Source organism: Providencia hangzhouensis (assembly GCF_029193595.2).
Classification (GTDB): Bacteria; Pseudomonadota; Gammaproteobacteria; order Enterobacterales; family Enterobacteriaceae; genus Providencia; species Providencia hangzhouensis.
Genome location: NZ_CP135052.1, coordinates 2,741,316 through 2,762,104, shown reverse-complemented (window position 1 = coordinate 2,762,104; position 20,789 = coordinate 2,741,316). Strand labels below are relative to the sequence as shown.

General features: G+C 39.7%; 19 protein-coding genes. 13 read left to right on the top strand and 6 right to left on the bottom strand.

Annotated elements, in window-relative coordinates; translation table 11 throughout:
• Entirely contained in the window at positions 1-2,388 is a 2,388-nt protein-coding gene (gene pheT, locus PZ638_RS12470) for a phenylalanine--tRNA ligase subunit beta (RefSeq protein ID WP_094961748.1), read from the top strand.
• Positions 2,389-2,392: 4 nt separating this feature from the next.
• Positions 2,393-2,689, top strand: coding sequence for an integration host factor subunit alpha (gene ihfA, locus PZ638_RS12465; RefSeq protein WP_004263721.1), 297 nt, complete (start codon positions 2,393-2,395; stop codon positions 2,687-2,689).
• A gap of 63 nt (positions 2,690-2,752) precedes the next feature.
• Here the strand turns inward: ihfA and PZ638_RS12460 are convergent, their stop codons facing one another.
• Positions 2,753-3,802: a RhoGAP domain-containing protein gene (locus tag PZ638_RS12460; protein ID WP_161595388.1), complete on the bottom strand. Its 1,050-nt coding sequence runs from the start codon at positions 3,800-3,802 to the stop codon at positions 2,753-2,755.
• A 116-nt stretch (positions 3,803-3,918) separates the two neighbouring features.
• Here PZ638_RS12460 and btuC point away from each other — a divergent pair, with 116 nt between their 5' ends.
• The 11 genes from btuC to PZ638_RS12405 all read left to right on the top strand — a co-directional run bounded on the left by btuC (position 3,919) and on the right by PZ638_RS12405 (position 14,896).
• Positions 3,919-4,920: a vitamin B12 ABC transporter permease BtuC gene (gene btuC / locus PZ638_RS12455; protein WP_004263725.1), complete on the top strand. Its 1,002-nt coding sequence runs from the start codon at positions 3,919-3,921 to the stop codon at positions 4,918-4,920.
• Between the two features lie 2 nt (positions 4,921-4,922).
• A complete protein-coding gene (locus tag PZ638_RS12450; RefSeq protein ID WP_094961750.1) occupies positions 4,923-5,699 on the top strand; it encodes a vitamin B12 ABC transporter ATP-binding protein BtuD in 777 nt (258 codons plus the stop codon).
• Between the two features lie 119 nt (positions 5,700-5,818).
• Positions 5,819-6,964 carry a UDP-4-amino-4-deoxy-L-arabinose aminotransferase gene (gene arnB, locus PZ638_RS12445; protein ID WP_094961751.1) on the top strand — a complete coding sequence of 382 codons (1,146 nt, stop codon included), beginning with the start codon at positions 5,819-5,821 and terminating at the stop codon, positions 6,962-6,964.
• A complete protein-coding gene (arnC, locus tag PZ638_RS12440) occupies positions 6,964-7,956 on the top strand; it encodes an undecaprenyl-phosphate 4-deoxy-4-formamido-L-arabinose transferase (RefSeq protein WP_004263733.1) in 993 nt (330 codons plus the stop codon). The genes arnB and arnC overlap by 1 nt, the downstream gene beginning before the upstream one ends.
• Positions 7,956-9,941: a bifunctional UDP-4-amino-4-deoxy-L-arabinose formyltransferase/UDP-glucuronic acid oxidase ArnA gene (gene arnA, locus PZ638_RS12435; protein WP_096863958.1), complete on the top strand. Its 1,986-nt coding sequence runs from the start codon at positions 7,956-7,958 to the stop codon at positions 9,939-9,941. Before arnC ends, arnA begins: the two co-directional genes overlap by 1 nt.
• Positions 9,941-10,834 (top strand): 4-deoxy-4-formamido-L-arabinose-phosphoundecaprenol deformylase, encoded by an 894-nt coding sequence (arnD, locus tag PZ638_RS12430; protein WP_004263737.1) that lies wholly within the window; start codon positions 9,941-9,943, stop codon positions 10,832-10,834. The genes arnA and arnD overlap by 1 nt, the downstream gene beginning before the upstream one ends.
• Positions 10,835-10,841: 7 nt before the next feature.
• On the top strand, positions 10,842-12,500 hold the full coding sequence (arnT, locus tag PZ638_RS12425; RefSeq protein WP_004263740.1) for a lipid IV(A) 4-amino-4-deoxy-L-arabinosyltransferase: 1,659 nt from the start codon (positions 10,842-10,844) through the stop codon (positions 12,498-12,500).
• Positions 12,497-12,844 (top strand): 4-amino-4-deoxy-L-arabinose-phosphoundecaprenol flippase subunit ArnE, encoded by a 348-nt coding sequence (arnE, locus tag PZ638_RS12420; protein ID WP_004263742.1) that lies wholly within the window; start codon positions 12,497-12,499, stop codon positions 12,842-12,844. Before arnT ends, arnE begins: the two co-directional genes overlap by 4 nt.
• Positions 12,841-13,248: a 4-amino-4-deoxy-L-arabinose-phosphoundecaprenol flippase subunit ArnF gene (arnF, locus tag PZ638_RS12415; protein WP_004263744.1), complete on the top strand. Its 408-nt coding sequence runs from the start codon at positions 12,841-12,843 to the stop codon at positions 13,246-13,248. Before arnE ends, arnF begins: the two co-directional genes overlap by 4 nt.
• 82 nt (positions 13,249-13,330) lie before the next feature.
• The gene (locus PZ638_RS12410; RefSeq protein WP_036958662.1) at positions 13,331-13,816 is read left to right on the top strand and encodes a C40 family peptidase; all 486 of its coding nucleotides are present in this window, start codon (positions 13,331-13,333) and stop codon (positions 13,814-13,816) included.
• 63 nt (positions 13,817-13,879) lie between these two features.
• Complete coding sequence (locus PZ638_RS12405; RefSeq protein ID WP_004263748.1) at positions 13,880-14,896, top strand: lipoate--protein ligase; 1,017 nt, start codon at positions 13,880-13,882, stop codon at positions 14,894-14,896.
• A gap of 78 nt (positions 14,897-14,974) precedes the next feature.
• Here the strand turns inward: PZ638_RS12405 and PZ638_RS12400 are convergent, their stop codons facing one another.
• The 5 genes from PZ638_RS12400 to PZ638_RS12380 form a co-directional block, all read right to left on the bottom strand.
• Entirely contained in the window at positions 14,975-15,346 is a 372-nt protein-coding gene (locus PZ638_RS12400; RefSeq protein WP_004910390.1) for a helix-turn-helix domain-containing protein, read from the bottom strand.
• 630 nt (positions 15,347-15,976) lie between these two features.
• The gene (locus PZ638_RS12395; protein WP_094961754.1) at positions 15,977-17,026 is read right to left on the bottom strand and encodes a hemin-degrading factor; all 1,050 of its coding nucleotides are present in this window, start codon (positions 17,024-17,026) and stop codon (positions 15,977-15,979) included.
• A gap of 115 nt (positions 17,027-17,141) precedes the next feature.
• Entirely contained in the window at positions 17,142-18,560 is a 1,419-nt protein-coding gene (locus PZ638_RS12390) for a TonB-dependent receptor domain-containing protein (RefSeq protein ID WP_272674486.1), read from the bottom strand.
• A gap of 239 nt (positions 18,561-18,799) precedes the next feature.
• Positions 18,800-19,285 (bottom strand): Plug domain-containing protein, encoded by a 486-nt coding sequence (locus PZ638_RS12385; protein ID WP_275612118.1) that lies wholly within the window; start codon positions 19,283-19,285, stop codon positions 18,800-18,802.
• Positions 19,286-19,652: 367 nt separating this feature from the next.
• Positions 19,653-20,702 (bottom strand): 3-deoxy-7-phosphoheptulonate synthase, encoded by a 1,050-nt coding sequence (locus PZ638_RS12380; RefSeq protein WP_004263759.1) that lies wholly within the window; start codon positions 20,700-20,702, stop codon positions 19,653-19,655.
• Positions 20,703-20,789: the final 87 nt, after the last annotated feature.

The window sequence follows — 20,789 nt, the reverse complement described above, 5'->3', positions numbered from 1 at the left end:
ATGAAATTCAGTGAACTATGGTTACGCGAATGGGTAAACCCGGCGATCAGTAGTGAAGCATTATCCGACCAAATCACGATGGCGGGTTTGGAAGTTGATGGTGTAGATGCAGTTGCTGGCCAATTTCACGGCGTTGTTGTTGGTGAAGTGGTTGAGTGTGGTCAACACCCAAATGCAGACAAACTGCGCGTTACAAAAGTTAACGTAGGCGGTGAGCGTTTATTAGATATCGTCTGTGGTGCACCAAACTGCCGTCAAGGCCTAAAAGTTGCTGTTGCAACGGTTGGTGCGGTATTACCGGGTGATTTTAAAATTAAAGCGGCAAAACTACGTGGCGAGCCTTCTGAAGGTATGCTGTGTTCTTATTCTGAACTGGGTATTTCTGATGACCACAGTGGCATTATTGAATTGCCACTAGATGCCACTATCGGTACCGATATTCGTGAATATCTAAAGCTTGATGATAATGCGATTGAAATCAGCATTACACCTAACCGTGCAGATTGCTTAAGTATTCTTGGGGTTGCACGTGATGTCGCTGTTATTAATAAATTAGCGCTAAATAAGCCTGCTATTAATACAGTATCTGTGACCACAAAAGATACTTTCCCAATTCGAGTAGAAGCACCTAATGCCTGCCCACGTTTCTTAGGTCGTGTGATCAAAAATATTGATGTGTCAGCGCCAACGCCAATGTGGATGAAAGAAAAGTTGCGTCGTGGTGGCGTCCGTTCTATTGACGCGGTTGTGGATATTACCAACTACGTCTTATTAGAATTGGGTCAGCCTCAACACGCTTATGATCTAGACCGTTTAGATGGTGCTATTGTTGCTCGCATGGCAAAAGAAGGGGAGAAACTAGTTCTCCTTGATGGCAGTGAAGCAACGTTAAAATCAGACACATTAGTGATTGCTGATGAATCAAAAGCACTGGGGATTGCAGGTATTTTTGGCGGTGAACACTCAGGTGTTAATACGGAAACCAAAAATATTTTATTAGAGTGTGCATTCTTCGACCCATTATCGATCACAGGTCGTGCACGTAATTACGGTTTGCACACTGATGCATCTCACCGTTTTGAGCGTGGTGTTGACCCTCAATTACAGTTTAAAGCGATTGAACGTGCTACTGCGCTAATTGTTGAGATTTGTGGTGGTGAAGTCGGTGAAATTATTGATGTAACCAGTGAACAGCATTTACCAAAAGCCGCAAATATTAAACTGACACGCAATAAATTAGACCGTTTGATTGGTCACTTTATTGAAGATGAGTTAGTTACTGATATTTTGACGCGTTTAGGGTGCAAAGTCACGGTTTCTGCTAATACATGGGATGTTGTCGCCCCAAGTTGGCGCTTCGATATGCAAATCGAAGAAGACTTAGTGGAAGAAGTTGCTCGTGTATATGGTTATAACAGCATCCCTGATGTGCCATTACGTGCTGATTTGACCATGACTAACCACAAAGAAGCTAACTTACCTTTAAAACGTATTAAAGCAATGTTAGTTGACCGTGGTTACCAAGAAGCAATCACTTATAGTTTTGTTGACCCTAAAGTTCAAGCTTTACTGCATCCACAACAAGACGCGTTGCTTTTACCTAACCCTATTTCTGTTGATATGTCAGCGATGCGTTTATCGTTACTGACTGGTTTATTAGGAACGGTTGTCTATAATCAAAATCGTCAACAAAATAGAATTCGTTTATTTGAGACAGGTCTGCGCTTTATTCCTGATAATCAAGCAGAATATGGAATTCGCCAAGAACCTATGTTGGCAGGGGTCATTACAGGTAACAGATTTGAAGAACATTGGTCATTAGATAAACAAGTTGTTGACTTCTTTGACTTAAAAGGTGATCTTGAAGCTGTTTTTGAATTGACTGGGAAACTAAATCAAATTACATTTAAATCTGAGGCACATCCTGCATTGCATCCAGGTCAAAGTGCTGGGATTTATCTGGAAAATGAACACATTGGCTTTATTGGTGTAGTTCACCCAGAATTAGAACGCAAACTCGATTTAAATGGTCGTACGGTGGTGTTTGAGGTTCGTAGTGATGCGATAGCACAACGTGTCATCCCTGAAGCTAAGGCGATTTCGCGCTATCCATCGAACCGCCGTGACATCGCTGTTGTCGTGCCAGAAGATGTGGCTGCTGCTGAAGTTTTAGCAGAGTGTAAAAAAGTTGGCATAAATCATATAGTTGGCATAAACTTATTTGATGTGTACTGTGGTGAAGGAATAGCGGATGGCTATAAGAGCCTTGCTATCAGTCTTGTCTTCCAAGATACCCAGCGTACTATGGAAGAAGAAGAGATCACTGCTACCGTTGATCTGTGTATTGCTGCGTTAAAACAGCGATTCCAAGCCTCCTTGAGGGACTAAACCTATGGCGCTTACTAAAGCTGAAATGTCAGAAAATTTGTTTGAAAAACTGGGTGTTAGCAAACGTGATGCTAAAGACCTTGTCGAAACTTTCTTTGAAGAGGTTCGCCTTTCCTTAGAAAATGGTGAGCAAGTAAAATTATCTGGATTCGGTAACTTTGATTTACGTGATAAAAATCAACGTCCCGGACGTAACCCTAAAACTGGGGAAGATATTCCAATTACTGCCCGCCGTGTTGTTACCTTCCGCCCAGGCCAAAAATTAAAAAGCCGTGTAGAAAAAGCAACTCCGAAAGAGTAATTATATCGTTTGATATGAAAAAAGACCGCCTAGGCGGTCTTTGTTTTTACTAAAAGTGTAGAATTAGTATTTATTAGCCATATAAGTAGCAATAGCTTCAAAATAATGGGCAGACATATTTTCTCTTAAAATTATGTCTTCTGGTTTAGTGTTCTTTGAAAAGGTATTTGCAGGTATGAGTAGAGCTTTTGCTGCAATAGCGAGATTATGTGCAGACATTTTATTTTTGTCTGAGTTTTTTACTATCCCAGCAATTAGAGGGGCTAGTGTTTGAGCTAAGGGCGATTTCATTACTTCGCTGTGCTTTAATACCGAAACTTTCCATTGACTAGAATTTTCTGTGATCTCATCCAAAAGATAGCGAATTAGTTTTCTAGTATGTTCGTTACATCCACCTAAATCTTCTGCTTTTGAAACTTCTTGTTCGAATATCTGTGCTCTTTGTTGAGTGAAAGTGTTAAATTCTAACTTTTCAATTGAATCCAGTAACGCATTGTAATTTTCTGATTTTTCTGTGAATATTTCTCCTACTTTAACTTTCAACAGATTGAGGTAGTCTTCGTGATGTTGATTCATGAGCAAACTGATTCTATTTTCTTCTGAGGGAAAATTACTATTTACTTCAGAGCATAAAGATTTTAACGCCCCTGCTAAGCTACAAATATCTAAATCAGCTAAATTTGATTTATTAATATTATCTTTTATAAATTGCATGGCTGTTTCTTGACCTGGAATTCGAAAAATTCCTTCCGTTGATAGGGCGTTATTTTTTTCAATTAGAATTTTAACTAGTGTTTGTACACTAGGTAGTTTTGTTTCTAACAGAGAGACTTCATGTGGCGAGAGTGCGTTTCTGCTAACGGCATCAGAAATAATACTGTTTACTAATTTTTCTTGTTCTGTCAATGCTCTGAACTTTACATTTTCTACATTTATAGGTTCGAAATTGTGATTTGAGACGAAACCAAAGAAACTTTTGCAGCTATTTATTATTTTCTTTATGGACGCAAAAACCCCCTTTCTTTCGCTATATACAGTCTCTATTGGTTGGGCTGGTTGTAGGTTAAACGATTTAAGCCTAGGATGGAGATTTGTATTTGATTTAGTATTCATATAATTTCCTTTTAATGAGGTCGTTAAATTATGCAGGAGCATAAGATTATTGTTATCGCTTTGCTTACATAAAAAGCTATAATTTCCTGACTTAATGAAAAATAAGAAAAAATTCAATGGATCAGCAACTTGAAAATTTGCATCATCAACAGCGATGTTCCGACTTAAAGCTAATTACTCTATTGAGCGCTTTGCTGATTACTGCTGTGCTACTTTCTCTGTGTGCAGGTGAAGTGTGGTTACCACCAACACGATGGATGAGTGATGCAGGACACATGTTCGTGGGACAAATTCGTTTTCCCCGCACACTTGCGGTGATTGTTATTGGCGCAGCTCTTGCGGTCACAGGGGCTATCATGCAAGCCTTATTTGAAAACCCCTTGGCCGAGCCTGGCTTATTGGGGGTAAGCAATGGAGCGGGTGTTGCTGTGGTGCTGGCTGTATTGTTGTCTTCAGGCGTGACGCACTATTGGCTATTAAGTATTAGCGCAATTATGGGAGCACTATTTTTTACCTCCATATTGCTCTATTTTGCTCGCCGTAAAAACTTGAATAATTCAAGTTTATTGCTTGTTGGTGTTGCTCTAGGCGTGATTAGTGGTGCCTGTATGACATGGATGGTGTACATGAGCAGCAACCTTGATTTGCGACAGTTACTCTATTGGATGATGGGGAGTTTTAGTGGGGTTGATTGGCGACAATTTGGTCTTGTTATTGGTTGCTTACCATTTTTAATTTGGGTGCTTTTCCAAGGAAATATACTGAATTATCTTTCATTAGGAACGGTACAAGCCTATCAATTAGGTATCTCAATTTATAAATGGCGCGTTATATTGATTATTATTAGCGGTGTATTAATTGGCCTCAGCGTTGCTATTGCGGGGGCGATTAGCTTTATTGGCTTAGTTATTCCTCATATATTGAGATTAAGTGGTTTAACAGATAACCGCGTATTATTGGTTGGTTCTGCAGTGGCAGGGGCATTAGGGTTATTAACAGCAGATATTCTGTCTCGGTTATTAATCGCCAATGCGGAAGTTCCCATTGGTGTTATTACGGCAACCTTAGGGGCCCCGGTATTTATTTTCTTGTTAATTCGTCACCAACAATGGCGGTAAAAATGATGGAAAATAAATTAATTATTGATATTAAAAACATTACTACCGATACACGCTTGGTCAATATTTCAGCTCAAGTGCTAGCTGGTGAACAAATTCATATATTGGGTGCCAATGGGGCCGGAAAAAGTACATTATTAGCTGCGATAAGCGGTTATTTGCCTGTAGGTGGCGATATTTTAATTGGTGGGCGAAGTATACGGCAATATCATATTGCTCAATTGAGCCAACAACGTGCTTATCTTTCACAATTAGTTAGTTACATTCCAATACTCAAAGTGTTTCAATATATTGGCCTGTTTTCACCTAAAACAGTGTTTTCAGCTAGTATTTTTGAGCGTTTATGTAGCGATTTTCAACTAACATCATTGTTAAGTAAACCTATTAACCAACTCTCGGGTGGTGAATGGCAAAGAGTCCGAATTGTAGCAGCATTTTTGCAGGTCTGGGATAAACAGCAATGCGAGGGGAAATTTATATTATTGGATGAGCCAACCAATAATTTAGATATTATTCAGCAAGCAATGCTTGATAAATGGATTAAATATTTTTGTGATTGCTTAGGAACCGTTATAATGAGTGGTCATGACCTTAGCCATTCGTATAAAAATGCATCTTGTATTTGGATGATAAAACAAGGACAGTTAGTCGCAGTAGGGAAACCAGAATGTATAATGACAGAAAAAAATTTATCTGACATATTTATGTCTGAAATTAAGTTAAGCCACAGTGCATCTCACCGGGTGTGGCAGGTTATAAATTTAACGGATAAGCAATAAGGTGTTTTTATCACTTATTTTTGCATGATAATCCCGCAATGTTTGCAGGTGTTGAGGTTCGGTTAAAGTATAATTAACTAGAATATTCTATTCACAATGAAAACTAGGCTATAAACAATATGAGCAATTTCTTACCATTTTCAAAACCGGCAATCGGTGATGAAGAGGTCAAGGCAGTTGAAAAAGTTCTGCGTTCAGGCTGGATAACTACAGGCCCACAGAATCATCAATTAGAAGAAGATTTTTGTAAGCGTTATGGCTGTAAGCATGCGATTGCACTTTCTTCTGCAACAGCGGGGATGCATGTTGTCTTAATGGCATTAGGTATTGGCCCTGGTGATGAAATTATTACACCATCACAAACATGGGTTTCTACGATTAACATGATTGAATTGCTTGGTGCAACCCCTGTGATGATTGATGTTGATCGTGACACATTAATGATCCAACCCGATGCCGTAGAAAAAGCGTTAACAGAAAAAACAAAGGCCATTATCCCAGTTCATTATGCGGGGGCTCCTTGTGATCTTGACGCATTGCGTTTGATTGCTCAAAAAGCCGGTGTAGCTTTAATCGAAGATGCAGCACATGCAGTGGGTACTCGTTATAAAGATGAGTGGATTGGCGAAAAGGGAACGTCTATTTTCTCTTTTCATGCCATCAAAAATGTCACCTGTGCGGAAGGGGGATTAGTCGCAACAGATGATGACAAGCTCGCTCAGCGTGTACGAACGCTTAAGTTTCACGGTCTAGGCGTTGATGCGTTTGATAGACAAATGCAAGGCCGTAAGCCGCAAGCAGAGGTTGTTGAACCCGGTTTTAAATATAATTTGTCGGATATTCATGCCGCGATTGCAGTGGTGCAGTTATCACGAGTAGAGCAATTAAATCAGCGTCGTGCTGAGCTAACTGCTCGTTATCGTGAATTGCTGAAAAACTCTCCTTTGCAAATGTTGAGTGTACCTAGCTACTCACATTTACATGCGAATCATTTATTTATGGTACGTGTCGATAAAGCCGAATGTGGAATTGATCGCGATACATTCATGGAAAAATTGAAAGAGCATGATATTGGAACAGGGTTGCACTTTCGCGCCGCACATACTCAAAAATATTATCGCGAAAAATACCCTGAATTAACCTTACCTGAATCAACCTGGAATAGCGCCACATTGTGTTCATTACCTTTATTTCCCGATATGACGGATGCAGATGTTGAACGGGTTGTCAAAGCTGTAGAAGCAGTTCTTTTGGAGTCAAAATAGTGTCACACGCAGATGAATTTGATGAGATAAAAAAAGTCTCAGTGGTAATCCCTGTCTATAATGAAGAGCAGAGCTTACCGCAATTACTAGAACGTACTATCAAGTCATGTAAACAATTAACTCAATCTTATGAATTAATTTTAGTTGATGATGGTAGTAGCGATCGTTCAGCGCAAATGCTTACAGAAGCAGCGGAAAATCCAGAAAACCACGTTATTGCAATTATTTTAAACCGTAATTATGGGCAGCATTCTGCTATTATGGCAGGTTTTAACCAAGCGGATGGCGATTTAGTAATTACCTTGGATGCGGATTTGCAAAATCCGCCAGAGGAAATCCCTCGTTTAGTGCAAACAGCGATGCAAGGTTATGATGTAGTTGGTACACGCCGTGCGAATCGCCAAGATTCTTGGTTTCGCAAAACAGCGTCTAAAATGATTAATGCGATGATCACCAAAGCAACAGGCCGCTCTATGGGTGACTATGGCTGTATGTTACGTGCGTATCGCCGTCATATTATTCAAGCTATGTTGCAATGTCATGAAAGAAGTACATTTATTCCTATTTTAGCAAATACATTTGCACGTAGAACCATTGAAATTGATGTAGCGCATGCAGAACGCGAGTTTGGTGATTCTAAATACAGCTTTATGAAGCTGATTAATTTAATGTATGACTTATTAACATGCCTGACTACGGCACCACTGCGTTTATTGAGTGTTGTCGGTAGTATTATCGCCGCTGGCGGTTTTTTATTAGCGGTATTGTTAATTGCATTGCGTTTAATTTTTGGCGCAGAGTGGGCCGCAGATGGCGTATTCACGCTGTTTGCAGTACTCTTTATGTTTATTGGTGCACAGTTTGTTGCCATGGGTTTATTGGGCGAATACATTGGTAGGATCTACAATGATGTGCGCGCGAGACCCCGTTATTTTATTCAAAAAGTCGTTGGAGCAGATGCGAAATCCGACAAAAATCAGGAAGAAGACTAATGAAAGCTATTGTTTTTGCCTATCATGATATTGGCTGCGTAGGGCTAAAAGCGCTTGAAAAAGCAGGTTTTGATATCCAAGCAGTGTTTACCCACACTGATGACCCAAATGAAAACCACTTTTACTCCTCTGTTGCGCGTTTAAGTGCTGACATGGAGCTTCCTGTTTTTGCGCCTGAAAACGTTAATCACCCATTGTGGATTGAACGTATTCGCGAAATGAAACCTGATGTGATTTTCTCCTTCTACTATCGTGATATGTTGAGTGAAGAGCTGTTAGCTATCGCGCCTAAAGGTGCGTTTAATCTACATGGTTCATTACTCCCTAAATATCGCGGTCGTGCGCCTATTAATTGGGCATTATTAAAAGGCGAAAGCGAAACAGGTGTAACCTTACACAAAATGGTAGCTAAAGCCGACGCTGGCGATATCATTGCTCAAGAAAAAGTGGTTATTACCGATACAGACACTAGCCTAACTTTACATGCAAAAGTCCGTGAAGCGGCGGAAGTTTTGCTGGATAAAACACTGCCATTAATCGAAACTGGTAGCTACAAAGCCGTTGCACAAGACGAAAGTCAAGCAACGTACTTTGGTCGTCGTACCGCTGAAGATGGTTTGATTAATTGGAACGACAGTGCAAAAGACGTTAACTGCTTGATTCGTGCAGTGACTGAACCTTACCCAGGTGCGTTTACCTATTTAGGTGCACGCAAAATGGTTATTTGGCGCGCACGCGTTTTAGATGATAACCAAGGTAAACCAGCAGGTACGGTACTTTCGAGTGACCCACTGCGTATCGCTTGTGGTCAAGGTGCTATCGAAGTGATTAGTGGCCAAAGTGAGACGGGTTTATATATGCAAGGTAGCCGCCTTGCTAACGAAATGGGTATCGTGACAGATGTTCGTGTTGGTGCAAAACCAACGGCACAAGTAAAACGTCGTACACGTGTTCTGATCCTTGGTGTTAACGGCTTTATCGGTAACCACTTGACTGAGCGCCTGTTAAAAGACGGTAATTACGATATCTATGGTATGGATATCGGTTCTTCCGCAATTGAACGTTTTATTGGTAACCCACGTTTCCACTTTATTGAAGGTGACGTTAGCATCCATACAGAATGGATTGAATATCATATCAAAAAATGTGACGTTATTCTGCCTTTGGTTGCGATCGCGACGCCAATCGAATATACCCGTAACCCACTGCGTGTTTTCGAGTTAGACTTCGAAGAAAACTTAAAAGTTGTACGTTACTGTGTGAAATACAACAAACGCATCATTTTCCCATCAACTTCTGAAGTTTATGGTATGTGTGATGATAAAGAGTTTGATGAAGATGAATCACGCCTGATCGTAGGTCCAATCAATAAACAACGTTGGATTTACTCAGTATCTAAACAATTACTTGACCGAGTGATTTGGGCATACGGTGCAAAAGAAGGTCTGAAGTTCACCTTATTCCGTCCATTTAACTGGATGGGACCACGTTTAGATAGCTTGAACTCTGCGCGTATTGGTAGTTCTCGTGCAATTACACAGTTGATCTTGAACTTAGTTGAAGGTTCTCCGATTAAACTAGTTGATGGTGGAGCACAAAAACGCTGTTTTACAGATATTAAAGACGGTATTGAAGCACTGTTCCGTATTATCGAAAATAAAGATGGTAAGTGTGACGGCCAAATCATCAATATCGGTAACCCAACGAATGAAGCCAGTATTCGTGAATTAGCGGAAATGTTGCTGGAAAGCTTCGAAAAACACCCACAACGTGGAAAATTCCCTCCATTTGCAGGTTTCCGTGAAATCGAAAGCAGCAGCTATTATGGCCAAGGGTATCAAGACGTTGAACACCGTAAACCAAGTGTTGAAAACGCACGTCGTTTACTAGACTGGGTTCCAACTATCGATATGAAAGATACCATTGAAGAAACATTAGATTTCTTCTTACAAGGTGCTGTTGAAGAGTTAGGTAATAAAGACTAATGAAAAAAGTTGGCTTGAGAATTGATGTGGATACTTACCAAGGTACATTAAAAGGGGTTCCACAGTTACTCAAAGTGCTCAAAGAGCATAATATTCAGGCCAGCTTTTTCTTCAGCGTAGGACCCGATAACATGGGGCGCCATTTATGGCGCCTTTTGCGTCCTAAATTTCTGTGGAAAATGCTTAGGTCTAATGCAGCATCCCTTTATGGGTTAGATATCTTATTAGCGGGCACAGCATGGCCGGGTAAAAAAATTGCTAAGGATTTAGGTTACTTGATGAAACAAACCTTGGATGCTGGCCATGAAGTTGGCTTACATGCATGGGATCATCAAGGCTGGCAGGCTAAGGTTGCGAAATGGAGCAAACCGCAACTGACTGAGCAGGTCAAGCTAGGTGTTGATGCATTGGAGCAAGCTATTGGGCATCGTGTGACTTGTTCAGCCGTCGCTGGTTGGCGAGGCGATGAGCGCGTATTGGAAGTTAAACAAACGTTTAACTTTGACTACAACAGTGATTGCCGTGGTAAATATCCATTTAGGCCAATTTTAGCGGATGGCTCATTAGGGACAGTTCAAATTCCTGTAACACTGCCGACTTACGATGAAGTTGTGGGAACAGTCGTGAGTGATGAGGCATTTAATGATTTTATTCTTCAAGCAATTAAAGAAGATCAAGGCATTCCAGTTTATACTATTCACACTGAAGTGGAAGGGATGTCTAAATCGGAACAATTTTCACAATTATTGGAACGAATTACACAAGAAGATATCCAATTCTGTACATTGAGTGAATTACTGCCAGACGATTTGAATTCATTGCCAAAAGGGCGTGTGGTGAGGGCACCATTCCCTGGGCGTGAAGGCTGGCTAGGCTGCCAAGAAGAGGAATAAGCAACCTATGTTGAATAACCGAGCGAGCAAAGTAGGAGCCTCTCTGCTGGCTCTTTTTTTTATCTTAACCTATTTATTGCCGTTGGATAGCCGTTTACTTTGGCAACCAGATGAAACACGATATGCGGAAATTAGCCGTGAAATGTTACAGCGTGGGGATTGGATTGTTCCTTACATGCTGGATGTACGTTATTTCGAAAAACCAGTAGCAGGTTACTGGATAAACAATATTAGCCAAATGATTTTTGGTGAAACTAATTTTGCTGTTCGCTTTGGTTCGGTTTTTTGTATTTTCCTCAGTGCATTACTTGTCTACCGTATGGCAAAAATGATGTGGCGTAATAACCACGTTGCTTATGTTGCTAGCCTCATTTATATCTCAATGTTCTTGGTATTCTCCATCGGAACTTACAGTGTACTCGACCCAATGTTGTCTTTATGGATAGCGGCAAGCATGTTCTGTTGCTTGTGGGCAATGAAATCGAGAGAAGTAAAATCTAAACTAGCGGCATGGCTTTGTCTTGGGCTGGCTTGTGGCATGGCATTTATGACTAAAGGCTTTTTAGCCCTTGCGATCCCCGTGATAGTCATGCTTCCTGTCACAATCTATCAAAAGCGGTTCCTTGAGTTACTAAAGTACGGGCCGCTTGCAATAATTTCGGCGGTTATTATCAGTTTGCCATGGGCTTTGGCGGTTGCAAAACAAGAACCAGACTATTGGCACTATTTCTTTTGGATTGAGCACATTAAGCGTTTCACAGCAGATGATGCGCAGCATATTGCACCGTTTTGGTATTATATTCCAATTATCATTCTTGGCGCTATTCCATGGGCAGGGCTGTTGCCAGGTGCGATAATGAAAGGCTGGAAAGAACGTAAATCTAGCCCCGATATGTTTTTCTTACTGTGCTGGTTTGTTGTTCCTGTTATCTTTTTCAGTATTTCCCGCGGTAAGTTACCAACGTATATGTTACCGTTTATGGCGCCATTGGCATTGCTTATGGCGAAGTATGGGGTTGATTGCGTTCGTAATGGTAAAATGAAAGCATTGAAAGCCAATGGGATCATTAATGTTGTATTAGGGATCGCTGCGGTTATAGCGGTAATTGTCGTGAGCACGGTGATCAAAAAACCGTTATACGAACCTGATGAATGGTCAAAAATGGTGTTAGGTGTCGTTGCATTTTCTATTTGGGCGATTATCGGTTACCTATGTACGGTATTAAATGCTAAATATTGGTTATGGGCAGCCTCGTGCTCTTTGGCCGTGAGTTTGTGTATTGGTAGTGCTCTGCCGAACAACACCATCGATTCTAAATTACCTCAAAACTTTATTCATCAAAATCATGATTTACTGATGAATAGCAAATATTTGATGGCAAGTAATGTTGGGGTGGCAGCAGGTCTTGCGTGGGAAACACAAAATTCCAATATCTATTTATACAATAGTAGTGGAGAGCTAAGTTACGGTTTGGAATACCCAGATAGCCAACATCGCTTAGTTAAACCGGATCAATTTGCACAGTGGCTAGAAAAAGCACGCAAAGAAGGGCAGGTAACTGTTGTCTTTTTATTAGGCCGTAAAGAAGGGTTACCGGATATTCCTAAGCCAGATGAAGTCATTAAAAATTCACGTATGGCGATTGTGGTTTACCATCAACAATGATTGCACAACTACTGCTGTTATTGCTGGTTAGCGTTTTGACCTGCGTTGGGCAAGTGGCTCAAAAGCAAGCCGTCGTCAATTGGCAGAGTAATAAAACCAATAAAACAGCATCAGCCTTTCGGTGGCTGGTGCTGGCGGTTTTTATGCTAGGCCTTGGCATGTTGTTTTGGTTGAAATTATTGGAAACCATGCCGCTGAGTATCGCTTATCCAATGTTAAGTATTAATTTTGTATTAATTACTTTAATTGGCCAGTTTGTTTATAAAGAGCAAACTGGGCTTAACCACTGGTTAGGGGTTGCTGCCATTATGTTTGGTATTTTGCTAATGAGTATCGGCGTATGAACAAGGGTTATTTGTGGGTGATTAGCAGTGCTTTATTAGTCACAGTCGCTCAACTGAGCTTAAAAGCCGGGGTAGTTGAACTACCCTCATTCACACTTGGCTGGCATTGGCTACAATTAGAGTGGTTACTCGCAAATATTACTAGCTTAGGAATTATTTTTTTAGGGTTAGTTTGTTATGCGTTATCGATGTTATGTTGGCTATTAGCTTTAAAACACATAGCATTGAATAAAGCTTATCCGCTTATTAGCTTAAGCTATGTTTTCGTTTATTTATTAGCAGTTTTCTTACCTTGGTTTAATGAACCTGCGACAGGACTAAAGGCCATTGGAATTGGCTTTATTTTATTAGGGGTATGGCTAATTAGCCGGCCCAATAAATCACCAAGTGATAGAACGGAATAATTTCTTAGTTGCTTATATTATAGTCTTCACGCACTATAATATAAGCAAGTTATCGCAATAAGATAGATAAATAAGGTGCTTTATGGTTATCAAAATACAACACCTACCACTATTATTGTGTTTAGTTTTAATTGGTTGTTCATCGACATCCGTTAAAAGAACGCCGCCGCCATTAAAAACACAATTATCAGACCCAATCATGACGATAGCGCAATTAAAAGACCAGCTAGAGCAGTGGTATGGTACGCCTTATCATTATGGTGGAATGAATCAAAATGGTGTGGATTGTTCCGGTTTTGTCTATCGCACATTTAACGACCGTTTTGCCATTCAGTTACCTCGAACAACAGTAGATCAAACTCAATTAGGCACACGGATTGATAAATCTGATTTGATGCCAGGGGATTTGGTGTTCTTTAAAACAGGTTCAGGGGAGAATGGATTGCATGTGGGGATTTACGATACCGATAATACATTCATTCACGCATCAACGAGTAAAGGGGTAATTCGTTCATCAATGGATAATGTTTATTGGCGAAAAGTGTTTTGGCAAGCAAGACGTATCTAAATTCACTATTTTATTCAGTGATTATGCTATCTTAAGGGCAAGTTTTGTTTTAAGGATAGCTCAATGTCAACAGTACGTTTACTCATCTCAGAATCCTACGACCCTTGGTTTAACCTTGCGGTTGAAGAAACTATTTTCCGACAAATGCCAACCGACCAACGTGTTATGTTTCTTTGGAGAAATGCGGATACCGTGGTCATAGGGCGCGCTCAGAATCCGTGGAAAGAATGTAATACACGGCGGATGGAAGAAGATAATGTTCGTTTAGCTCGGCGCAGTAGTGGTGGTGGTGCTGTCTTTCATGATCTAGGTAACACTTGTTTCACATTTATGGCGGGAAAGCCAGAATATGATAAAACAGTTTCTACACAAATCATTGTTGATGGATTAGCACAGGTCGGTATTAACGCACAAATTTCAGGTCGCAATGATTTGGTTTTAGATACAGAAAGTGGTCCGCGAAAAATATCCGGTTCTGCATACAGAGAAACGAAAGATAGAGGTTTTCACCATGGAACCTTGCTGATTAATGCAGATTTAAGTCGTTTAGCTAATTACCTGAATCCAGATCCTAAAAAATTACAGGCAAAAGGGATTACGTCAGTGCGTTCTCGTGTGGCTAACTTGTCTGAGCTTGTTCCTAATATTTCTCATGAAATTGTTTGTGAGGGAATAATTAAAAGTTTTTTTAATTACTTCGGTGAAACGGTCGAAGCGGAGTATATTTCCCCTGAAAAATTACCTGATTTGCCAAATTTTCCAGAAACCTTTGCTAAACAAAGTAGTTGGGAATGGAATTTTGGGCAAGCACCAGCGTTCACTCACTATTCAGATACACGTTTTTCTTGGGGAGGAATTGAGTTTCATTTTGATATCGAAAAAGGCGTGATAAATCGCTGTCAGTTTTTTACAGATAGCTTAGACCCATCTCCTTTGGAGTGGTTAAGTGAGCAATTGACGGGTAAAACATATCAGACAGAAACAATACGCTCTTTAGGTAAACAAATGGCCGTAAAATGGCCTCAATTGCAGGAGCAGTTAGCTGATTTGGAAAACTGGTTAGTTCATGAATTAAGTTAAAAAAAGAGCCGACATAGTCGGCTCAGACATAGACTTCAAAATTGCAAATAACTAATAGGAAGGGATGTTCTAAAATAATCAGTTATGACAGCTACAAGTCATAAAGTTTTTGCATTCAGGTAATTCACCTGATTGGCGAAATTTTGCAGGCGTTGTATCAAAGTGCTTTTTAAAGATGCGGGTAAATGTCGCCTGTGAACTAAAGCCATATTGCAATGCGATATCAAGAATAGGTAAGTTGCCTTCACGTAATGATTTAGCTGCTTCTAATAAACGACGTTTACGGACGTATTCACCAAGCGTGCAGCCTTTCATTTCTTTGAAAACACGCTGTAAATGCCATTTTGAATAGCCGCTTTTATCGGCAATTGTGTCGATTTTGATGCCTTCATTGCGCTGCAACTGACTTTCAAGCCATTTAACAATATCGTTGACTACACTTTCTGACATATTTACCTCCTACTCAAGTAGGCTATTGTTCATTAATAACTAATAATAACTCACGAAATTAGGGTCTATTCTTCCTGTTTTTCCGATATATCGATAGGCTAAACGTGCGGTTTTTTAATGAGAATAACTATCAGTACAATAGATGTTGAAAAAATTAACATTTTAAACATTCAATATTGTATGTTTAAAATTCTTTTAATTCAAGTAACTATGTTTTTATGTCATTTTTATAGATGAGAAAAAGAGAAAGTTTTCATCATGTTCAAAAAAATTGTTCAAGCTATTCGAAATTATTAACCAAGTAAATAATTGAAATATTATTGCTTCATTTATAATCGTATTTCTATAACAATAAACAGGAAATTCCGAGGTAATTGTTATGATTGAAAGTGCTTGTAACTACAGTTTTCGTAGTATGAATAACTAATATATGCGGTAAGTTAAATACTTTGTGCGAGAGATGGATGATTATTCTATTTCTATATCAAAAAGTGGCTTGTATCGTTGTTGTGAATTAATGAGGTAAAGGGTCTATGGCAATTTTCATGTCTAATTCAAACCACAATTTATGATTGAAAAGTATTTAGAAAATTACCATGACAGATTATCTACTTTCTTATTATTCTTTTATTATATGCGAGATATTGAAAGAATTTGCTTGCTCCATTCTATTTGTTCGGGAGTGCCTTCAATACGCTGGCCATACATTTGAATAATTTGGTTACCTTGGGTATCAAAGACCTCAAGACTTGTCACAAAGCCATCTTTAGTTGGCTTACGTGTGACCCAGCACTCAGAAATGCCATTTTCAATGATATGAAGTTTAAAGTTTGTACTTGAAACATTTAACCAATCAGTTTGAGAACTTTCAACAGAGAGTGATGATAGTTCATTTATTTTTCCTGTAAATATTTGCACACACCCACGGTTTCCTACAAAGAGCATAACTTCATTTTTTGCATGGTATGCAAGAGAGAGTAATTCAGATAAAGCCGTAGTAGGGACTTGCCATGCTAATTCTTGGCTAACGACACGAAAAACTTGCTGACGACTTAAATTGTGTTTCTTTAATATACCAAAGAACTGATGAACATTGGTCATCTCACGCCATTGTTGCTCTAATTGAGAGGCGAGTTCTTCGCTAATTTTCTGTTCTGAAAATGGCGAAATTGTTTTAGGTTCGATAGGCGGATTCTCTGATGTGCTGTAGCGCTCTATCATGGCTTGCCAAGCAGCTATATCAGAGTTGTCGGTGGAAAAGACCTTGTGTAACGAATCACCATATTTATCGAAAAATTGAATACTGTGGCGAGTTCCCTCTGGCATTTTTTCAGTGAGTGCAAAAACTGAGCTCCACTGCGCAAAGAACATGCGTAAGTCTAATGCTTTAGGGTTTAGAAATAGCCCACCGTGGTTACTAAATTTTGGGTTATTGTATGCACCCGTTTGAATACTAACAGCGTACTGATTACGAGTGATCCCTATAGCTTTGCCTATTGTGGTTAAATCTTGCAAGATATCAATAGGTTTACTGACCAATCGTTGAACATTATCTTTACCGACACGACAATGAATTAGTTGGGCCTCCGATACGCTAAGTAAGGCCGCTATTTCTTGGGAGTGCTTATCAGAGTGCATTTTCTTAGCTTGCAGGTAATCATTATAGAGGTTTGAATTCACAAATTTTTCCTTAATAAAATTAAAAGACATAGTGAAAAGTTATCAACTGATTTATTTTTTATACTGCTGATAAATTTAATAAAATCAGTTGATAACATGGTTTTTTACTACTTAACTACCAGTTGTAATTCATGTTGAGATAAAAGTTCCGACCTTCTTGGGGTACGCCAGTGGAAGATAGATATGGCTTATCAAATGCATTTTTCATTGTGAGAGTCGAACTTAACCCTTTTATGAATTGATCTGCTTGGTAATTCACATAGAAATCATGAATGCTATAGCCCGCATATTGAATGACTTCTTTATGATAGCGGTCTAAGCCTTTATCAGATCTGTGATGCCACTTTTTATATTTATCGTTACCTTGAAGTTGCGTTCTTGCAGAGAATTCCCCTATCCAACCTAGAGTAAAGCCAGTACTAGCAACCGGTACATTGAATCGAGCCGTTAGTGTTTCAGGACGTATAGACGAAAGAGAATAATGTGAGCCGTCTTCTCTACCTGTGGTTTTATTGTGATTGATATTTAATTCAAACCACCGTGTTCTGTAGCTTATAAAGCTATCAATGCCATAAATGGATGCGCTGGGGATATTGATATAATAAAGCTCATCTGGGAACCATTGGCCATACCTTGGCGTATAAAGACCTTCAAGGGCAATATGGTTTTTAGCTTTGGTCTTAAAGTAGGTTGAACCGAATTGAAGGTCGCTATTATCAATAAATACCCCATCAAAACTGATTTTTATACCTGTTTCGAGGGTTCTATTCGTTTCTGGACGTAAATCAGGCGATGGGCGAAAGTTCGAGGGAGTGCCAAAAAAGGGTATAGTGAAATGGTTAGAATTGTTATAAAGCTCGGACATACGTGGGGTACGGTATGCTTCAGCGTATGATGAGTAAAGATTGAGCCAATGGGTTGGAGTAATACTAACAGCCATACGGGATGACAAGTTGATATGTTTATTTTCAGGGAAATTATTCCTCGATGCACGGTATTGTGTAAAGCGCGTTCCAATTGATAAAGTTAACGGTAATTGATGCAATGTCATGTCATTGACTAACCAGCCAGACAGGTTATCAAGTTCTGCTGGTGGATAACTTATTGCATACTGATTTGACGTTTGCTTTTGCTGATAATATTCGAAACCACTTTGAATATGATGATTTACCCAGTTATACATAGGTAAAGTGAAGCTATTAGTAAATTTAGTCCCATAGGTATATTGATTTCGCGTTTCAGAGCCATACTCTTTTGGTTTGCTCTTGACCTTAACTGTATCAGTTTGATCTAAATATAAATCTGTATAATAAATATCCCACTGGGCTTGCCAATTTACCTCATTTTTGGGTGTAAAAAATTGGCTAATGGCAACATCTCGCTGATGGCTTTGTCTTTCATGCGGTGTATTTGGATATCTATTTTTTTCTGAAGGTTTAGCGGGTTGTTTTACCCCTAAACTGTTGTTGCGGTATTCTTTTAATTGTAACGTCAAGTTATATGAAGGGTGGGCAAGCCAGCTGCTTTTGAGCATCCAGTTGCTTAGCTGTTCAGTATTATCAACCTCTTCAAACTCGGGTGAGCCGAGTAGGTGCTTTTTACGTTGACTATAGGTAAACAGAGTATCTGTTGATTCAGTTCTGCCTAATAGCGTTGCACCTGCATAGTAACCGTGATCATTACGGTTAATACCGCTAAAGACCTGACCACCGATTTTTTGCCCTGGTTTTAATATGTCAGCTGCATTTATTGTTTTGAATGATACGACTCCGGCTAACGCCCCGCCGCCATGATGTACAGATGATGCGCCTTTATGGACGTAGACTTTTTTACTAAGGTGGGGTCAATAAATGTAGCTTCATATAAGCCGGAATAAAAGTCTTGGGTGATATTATCAACGGTGACTTTAACACCTCGTGAATCATAACCCCGCATTTGAATACCCTGGCCATAAGTGCTATTGGAACCAGAAACAAATACCCCAGCTTGGCCTTTTAGTAAATCTAAGGCGGATGTCGCAGATTGATATTCAGGCGCTTTTGCATCAATTACATCGACTTGTTCTGCTACAGCGATATTTTCTAAACTAAGAGGTGAGGTCGAAACGTGAATAATGTCGCGGGTATTCGCTTTTGGAGTCGATAAGTTTTCACCTAAAGCGGTGTTGCTAAACCCGGTCATTACAACGGTGGCAGCAATAGCTGAGAGTGATATTTTATGATCTTGATGGATTGATGCAGGCATCGATTTAAACAGCATAGGAAATCCTTTCCTTTGGTTTCAGAATTTGCTGGCTGCCTGGATAAATAATCTGGGTGGCATGCAATAAATATTTATGTAACTCATTTATTTATTAGAACTATTTAGCCCTGTAATGTCGTAGCGAATAATGGGCTAGGCTACAGAAGTTCTAACGGATAAATTAGTTTGTAGTGAGAATTATTATCGTTGGCGCGAGGTGGGTCAAGGATTTTTTGGATTAAAATTCTGTATTTATTTTATTAATTAGATTATTATATTATTTAATTATGCATTAAATGATAATTATTTTTTTTGTAAATATAAAAGCCCTTTAGTTTCTATGTTCACTAAAGGGCTCATAATAAAAAAATTGGAATGATTTGGCTTATTTAAAGCGTGACTCAACAGCTTGAGCAAGAATTTCAATAAGTTGTTCGGTATCTTCCCAGCCAAGACATGGGTCGGTAATAGATTGGCCATAAACTAACGGTTGGTCAGAAACCACTTTTTGTGTGCCTTCAACTAAGAAGCTTTCTGCCATCACTCCACTGATAGCGGTCGAGCCATCTTTTATTTGCTCCGCAATATCTCGTGCAACTTCGAGTTGGCGACGATGAATTTTTTGGCAATTACCATGGCTGAAATCGACCACTAAATGCTCTGGTAATTCGAATTTACGCAGTTTGTCACAGGCTGCTGCTAAGTCACCAGCCGTGTAATTAGGCTGTTTACCGCCACGCATAATGATATGGCCATGCGGGTTACCACTGGTTTGGTAAATGGTCATTTGGCCATTCTTATCCGGCGATAAAAACATATGCTGCGCCTTTGCAGCTCTTATCGCATCAATAGCAATATTAATATTGCCGTCGGTGCCATTTTTGAAACCTACAGGACAGGACAATGCGGATGCCATTTCACGGTGGATTTGGCTTTCTGTTGTGCGAGCGCCAATTGCTCCCCAACTAATGAGATCGGCAATATATTGGCCCGTGACCATATCAAGGAATTCGGTTGCCGTGGCTAACCCTAACTGGTTAACTTCAATCAATAATTTACGAGCTAACCGGATACCAGTGTTGACTTGGCAAGAATTATCGAGGTTAGGGTCAGAAATTAACCCTTTCCAACCAACGACAGTACGTGGTTTTTCAAAGTAAGTTCGCATGACAATTTCTAAACGGTCTTGATGACGCTCTCTTAACACATTTAGTTTTTTAGCGTATTCAATAGCGGCATCAATGTCATGAATGGAACAAGGGCCGACAATGACCAGTAAACGTGGGTCTTGGCCGGATAATATCTGTTCTATGCGTTTTCGTGACGCTGTCACGTTTTCAGCGACTTTTTGGGAAATAGGAAACTCATCAGCAAGAGTTTGTGGGGTAATTAAACTGTCCACTCTCGCAGTACGTAATTCATCAGTTTTGTGCATTTTCTTTCTCAAAGAACTTTAATAGGCGTATGCCCTATAAGTGATTAAGATCACAATAAACGAATATGGCTTAATTTCAACCTCCAA

What these genes read in the sequence shown, in the direction of transcription:
- pheT (WP_094961748.1), top strand. Translation starts at nt 1, where the DNA reads ATGAAATTCAGTGAACTATGGTTACGCGAATGGGTAAACCCGGCGATC.
- ihfA (WP_004263721.1), top strand. Translation starts at nt 2,393, where the DNA reads ATGGCGCTTACTAAAGCTGAAATGTCAGAAAATTTGTTTGAAAAACTG.
- PZ638_RS12460 (WP_161595388.1), bottom strand. Translation starts at nt 3,802, where the DNA reads ATGAATACTAAATCAAATACAAATCTCCATCCTAGGCTTAAATCGTTT.
- btuC (WP_004263725.1), top strand. Translation starts at nt 3,919, where the DNA reads ATGGATCAGCAACTTGAAAATTTGCATCATCAACAGCGATGTTCCGAC.
- PZ638_RS12450 (WP_094961750.1), top strand. Translation starts at nt 4,923, where the DNA reads ATGATGGAAAATAAATTAATTATTGATATTAAAAACATTACTACCGAT.
- arnB (WP_094961751.1), top strand. Translation starts at nt 5,819, where the DNA reads ATGAGCAATTTCTTACCATTTTCAAAACCGGCAATCGGTGATGAAGAG.
- arnA (WP_096863958.1), top strand. Translation starts at nt 7,956, where the DNA reads ATGAAAGCTATTGTTTTTGCCTATCATGATATTGGCTGCGTAGGGCTA.
- arnD (WP_004263737.1), top strand. Translation starts at nt 9,941, where the DNA reads ATGAAAAAAGTTGGCTTGAGAATTGATGTGGATACTTACCAAGGTACA.
- arnT (WP_004263740.1), top strand. Translation starts at nt 10,842, where the DNA reads ATGTTGAATAACCGAGCGAGCAAAGTAGGAGCCTCTCTGCTGGCTCTT.
- arnE (WP_004263742.1), top strand. Translation starts at nt 12,497, where the DNA reads ATGATTGCACAACTACTGCTGTTATTGCTGGTTAGCGTTTTGACCTGC.
- arnF (WP_004263744.1), top strand. Translation starts at nt 12,841, where the DNA reads ATGAACAAGGGTTATTTGTGGGTGATTAGCAGTGCTTTATTAGTCACA.
- PZ638_RS12410 (WP_036958662.1), top strand. Translation starts at nt 13,331, where the DNA reads ATGGTTATCAAAATACAACACCTACCACTATTATTGTGTTTAGTTTTA.
- PZ638_RS12405 (WP_004263748.1), top strand. Translation starts at nt 13,880, where the DNA reads ATGTCAACAGTACGTTTACTCATCTCAGAATCCTACGACCCTTGGTTT.
- PZ638_RS12400 (WP_004910390.1), bottom strand. Translation starts at nt 15,346, where the DNA reads ATGTCAGAAAGTGTAGTCAACGATATTGTTAAATGGCTTGAAAGTCAG.
- PZ638_RS12390 (WP_272674486.1), bottom strand. Translation starts at nt 18,560, where the DNA reads ATGCTCAAAAGCAGCTGGCTTGCCCACCCTTCATATAACTTGACGTTA.
- PZ638_RS12385 (WP_275612118.1), bottom strand. Translation starts at nt 19,285, where the DNA reads ATGCTGTTTAAATCGATGCCTGCATCAATCCATCAAGATCATAAAATA.
- PZ638_RS12380 (WP_004263759.1), bottom strand. Translation starts at nt 20,702, where the DNA reads ATGCACAAAACTGATGAATTACGTACTGCGAGAGTGGACAGTTTAATT.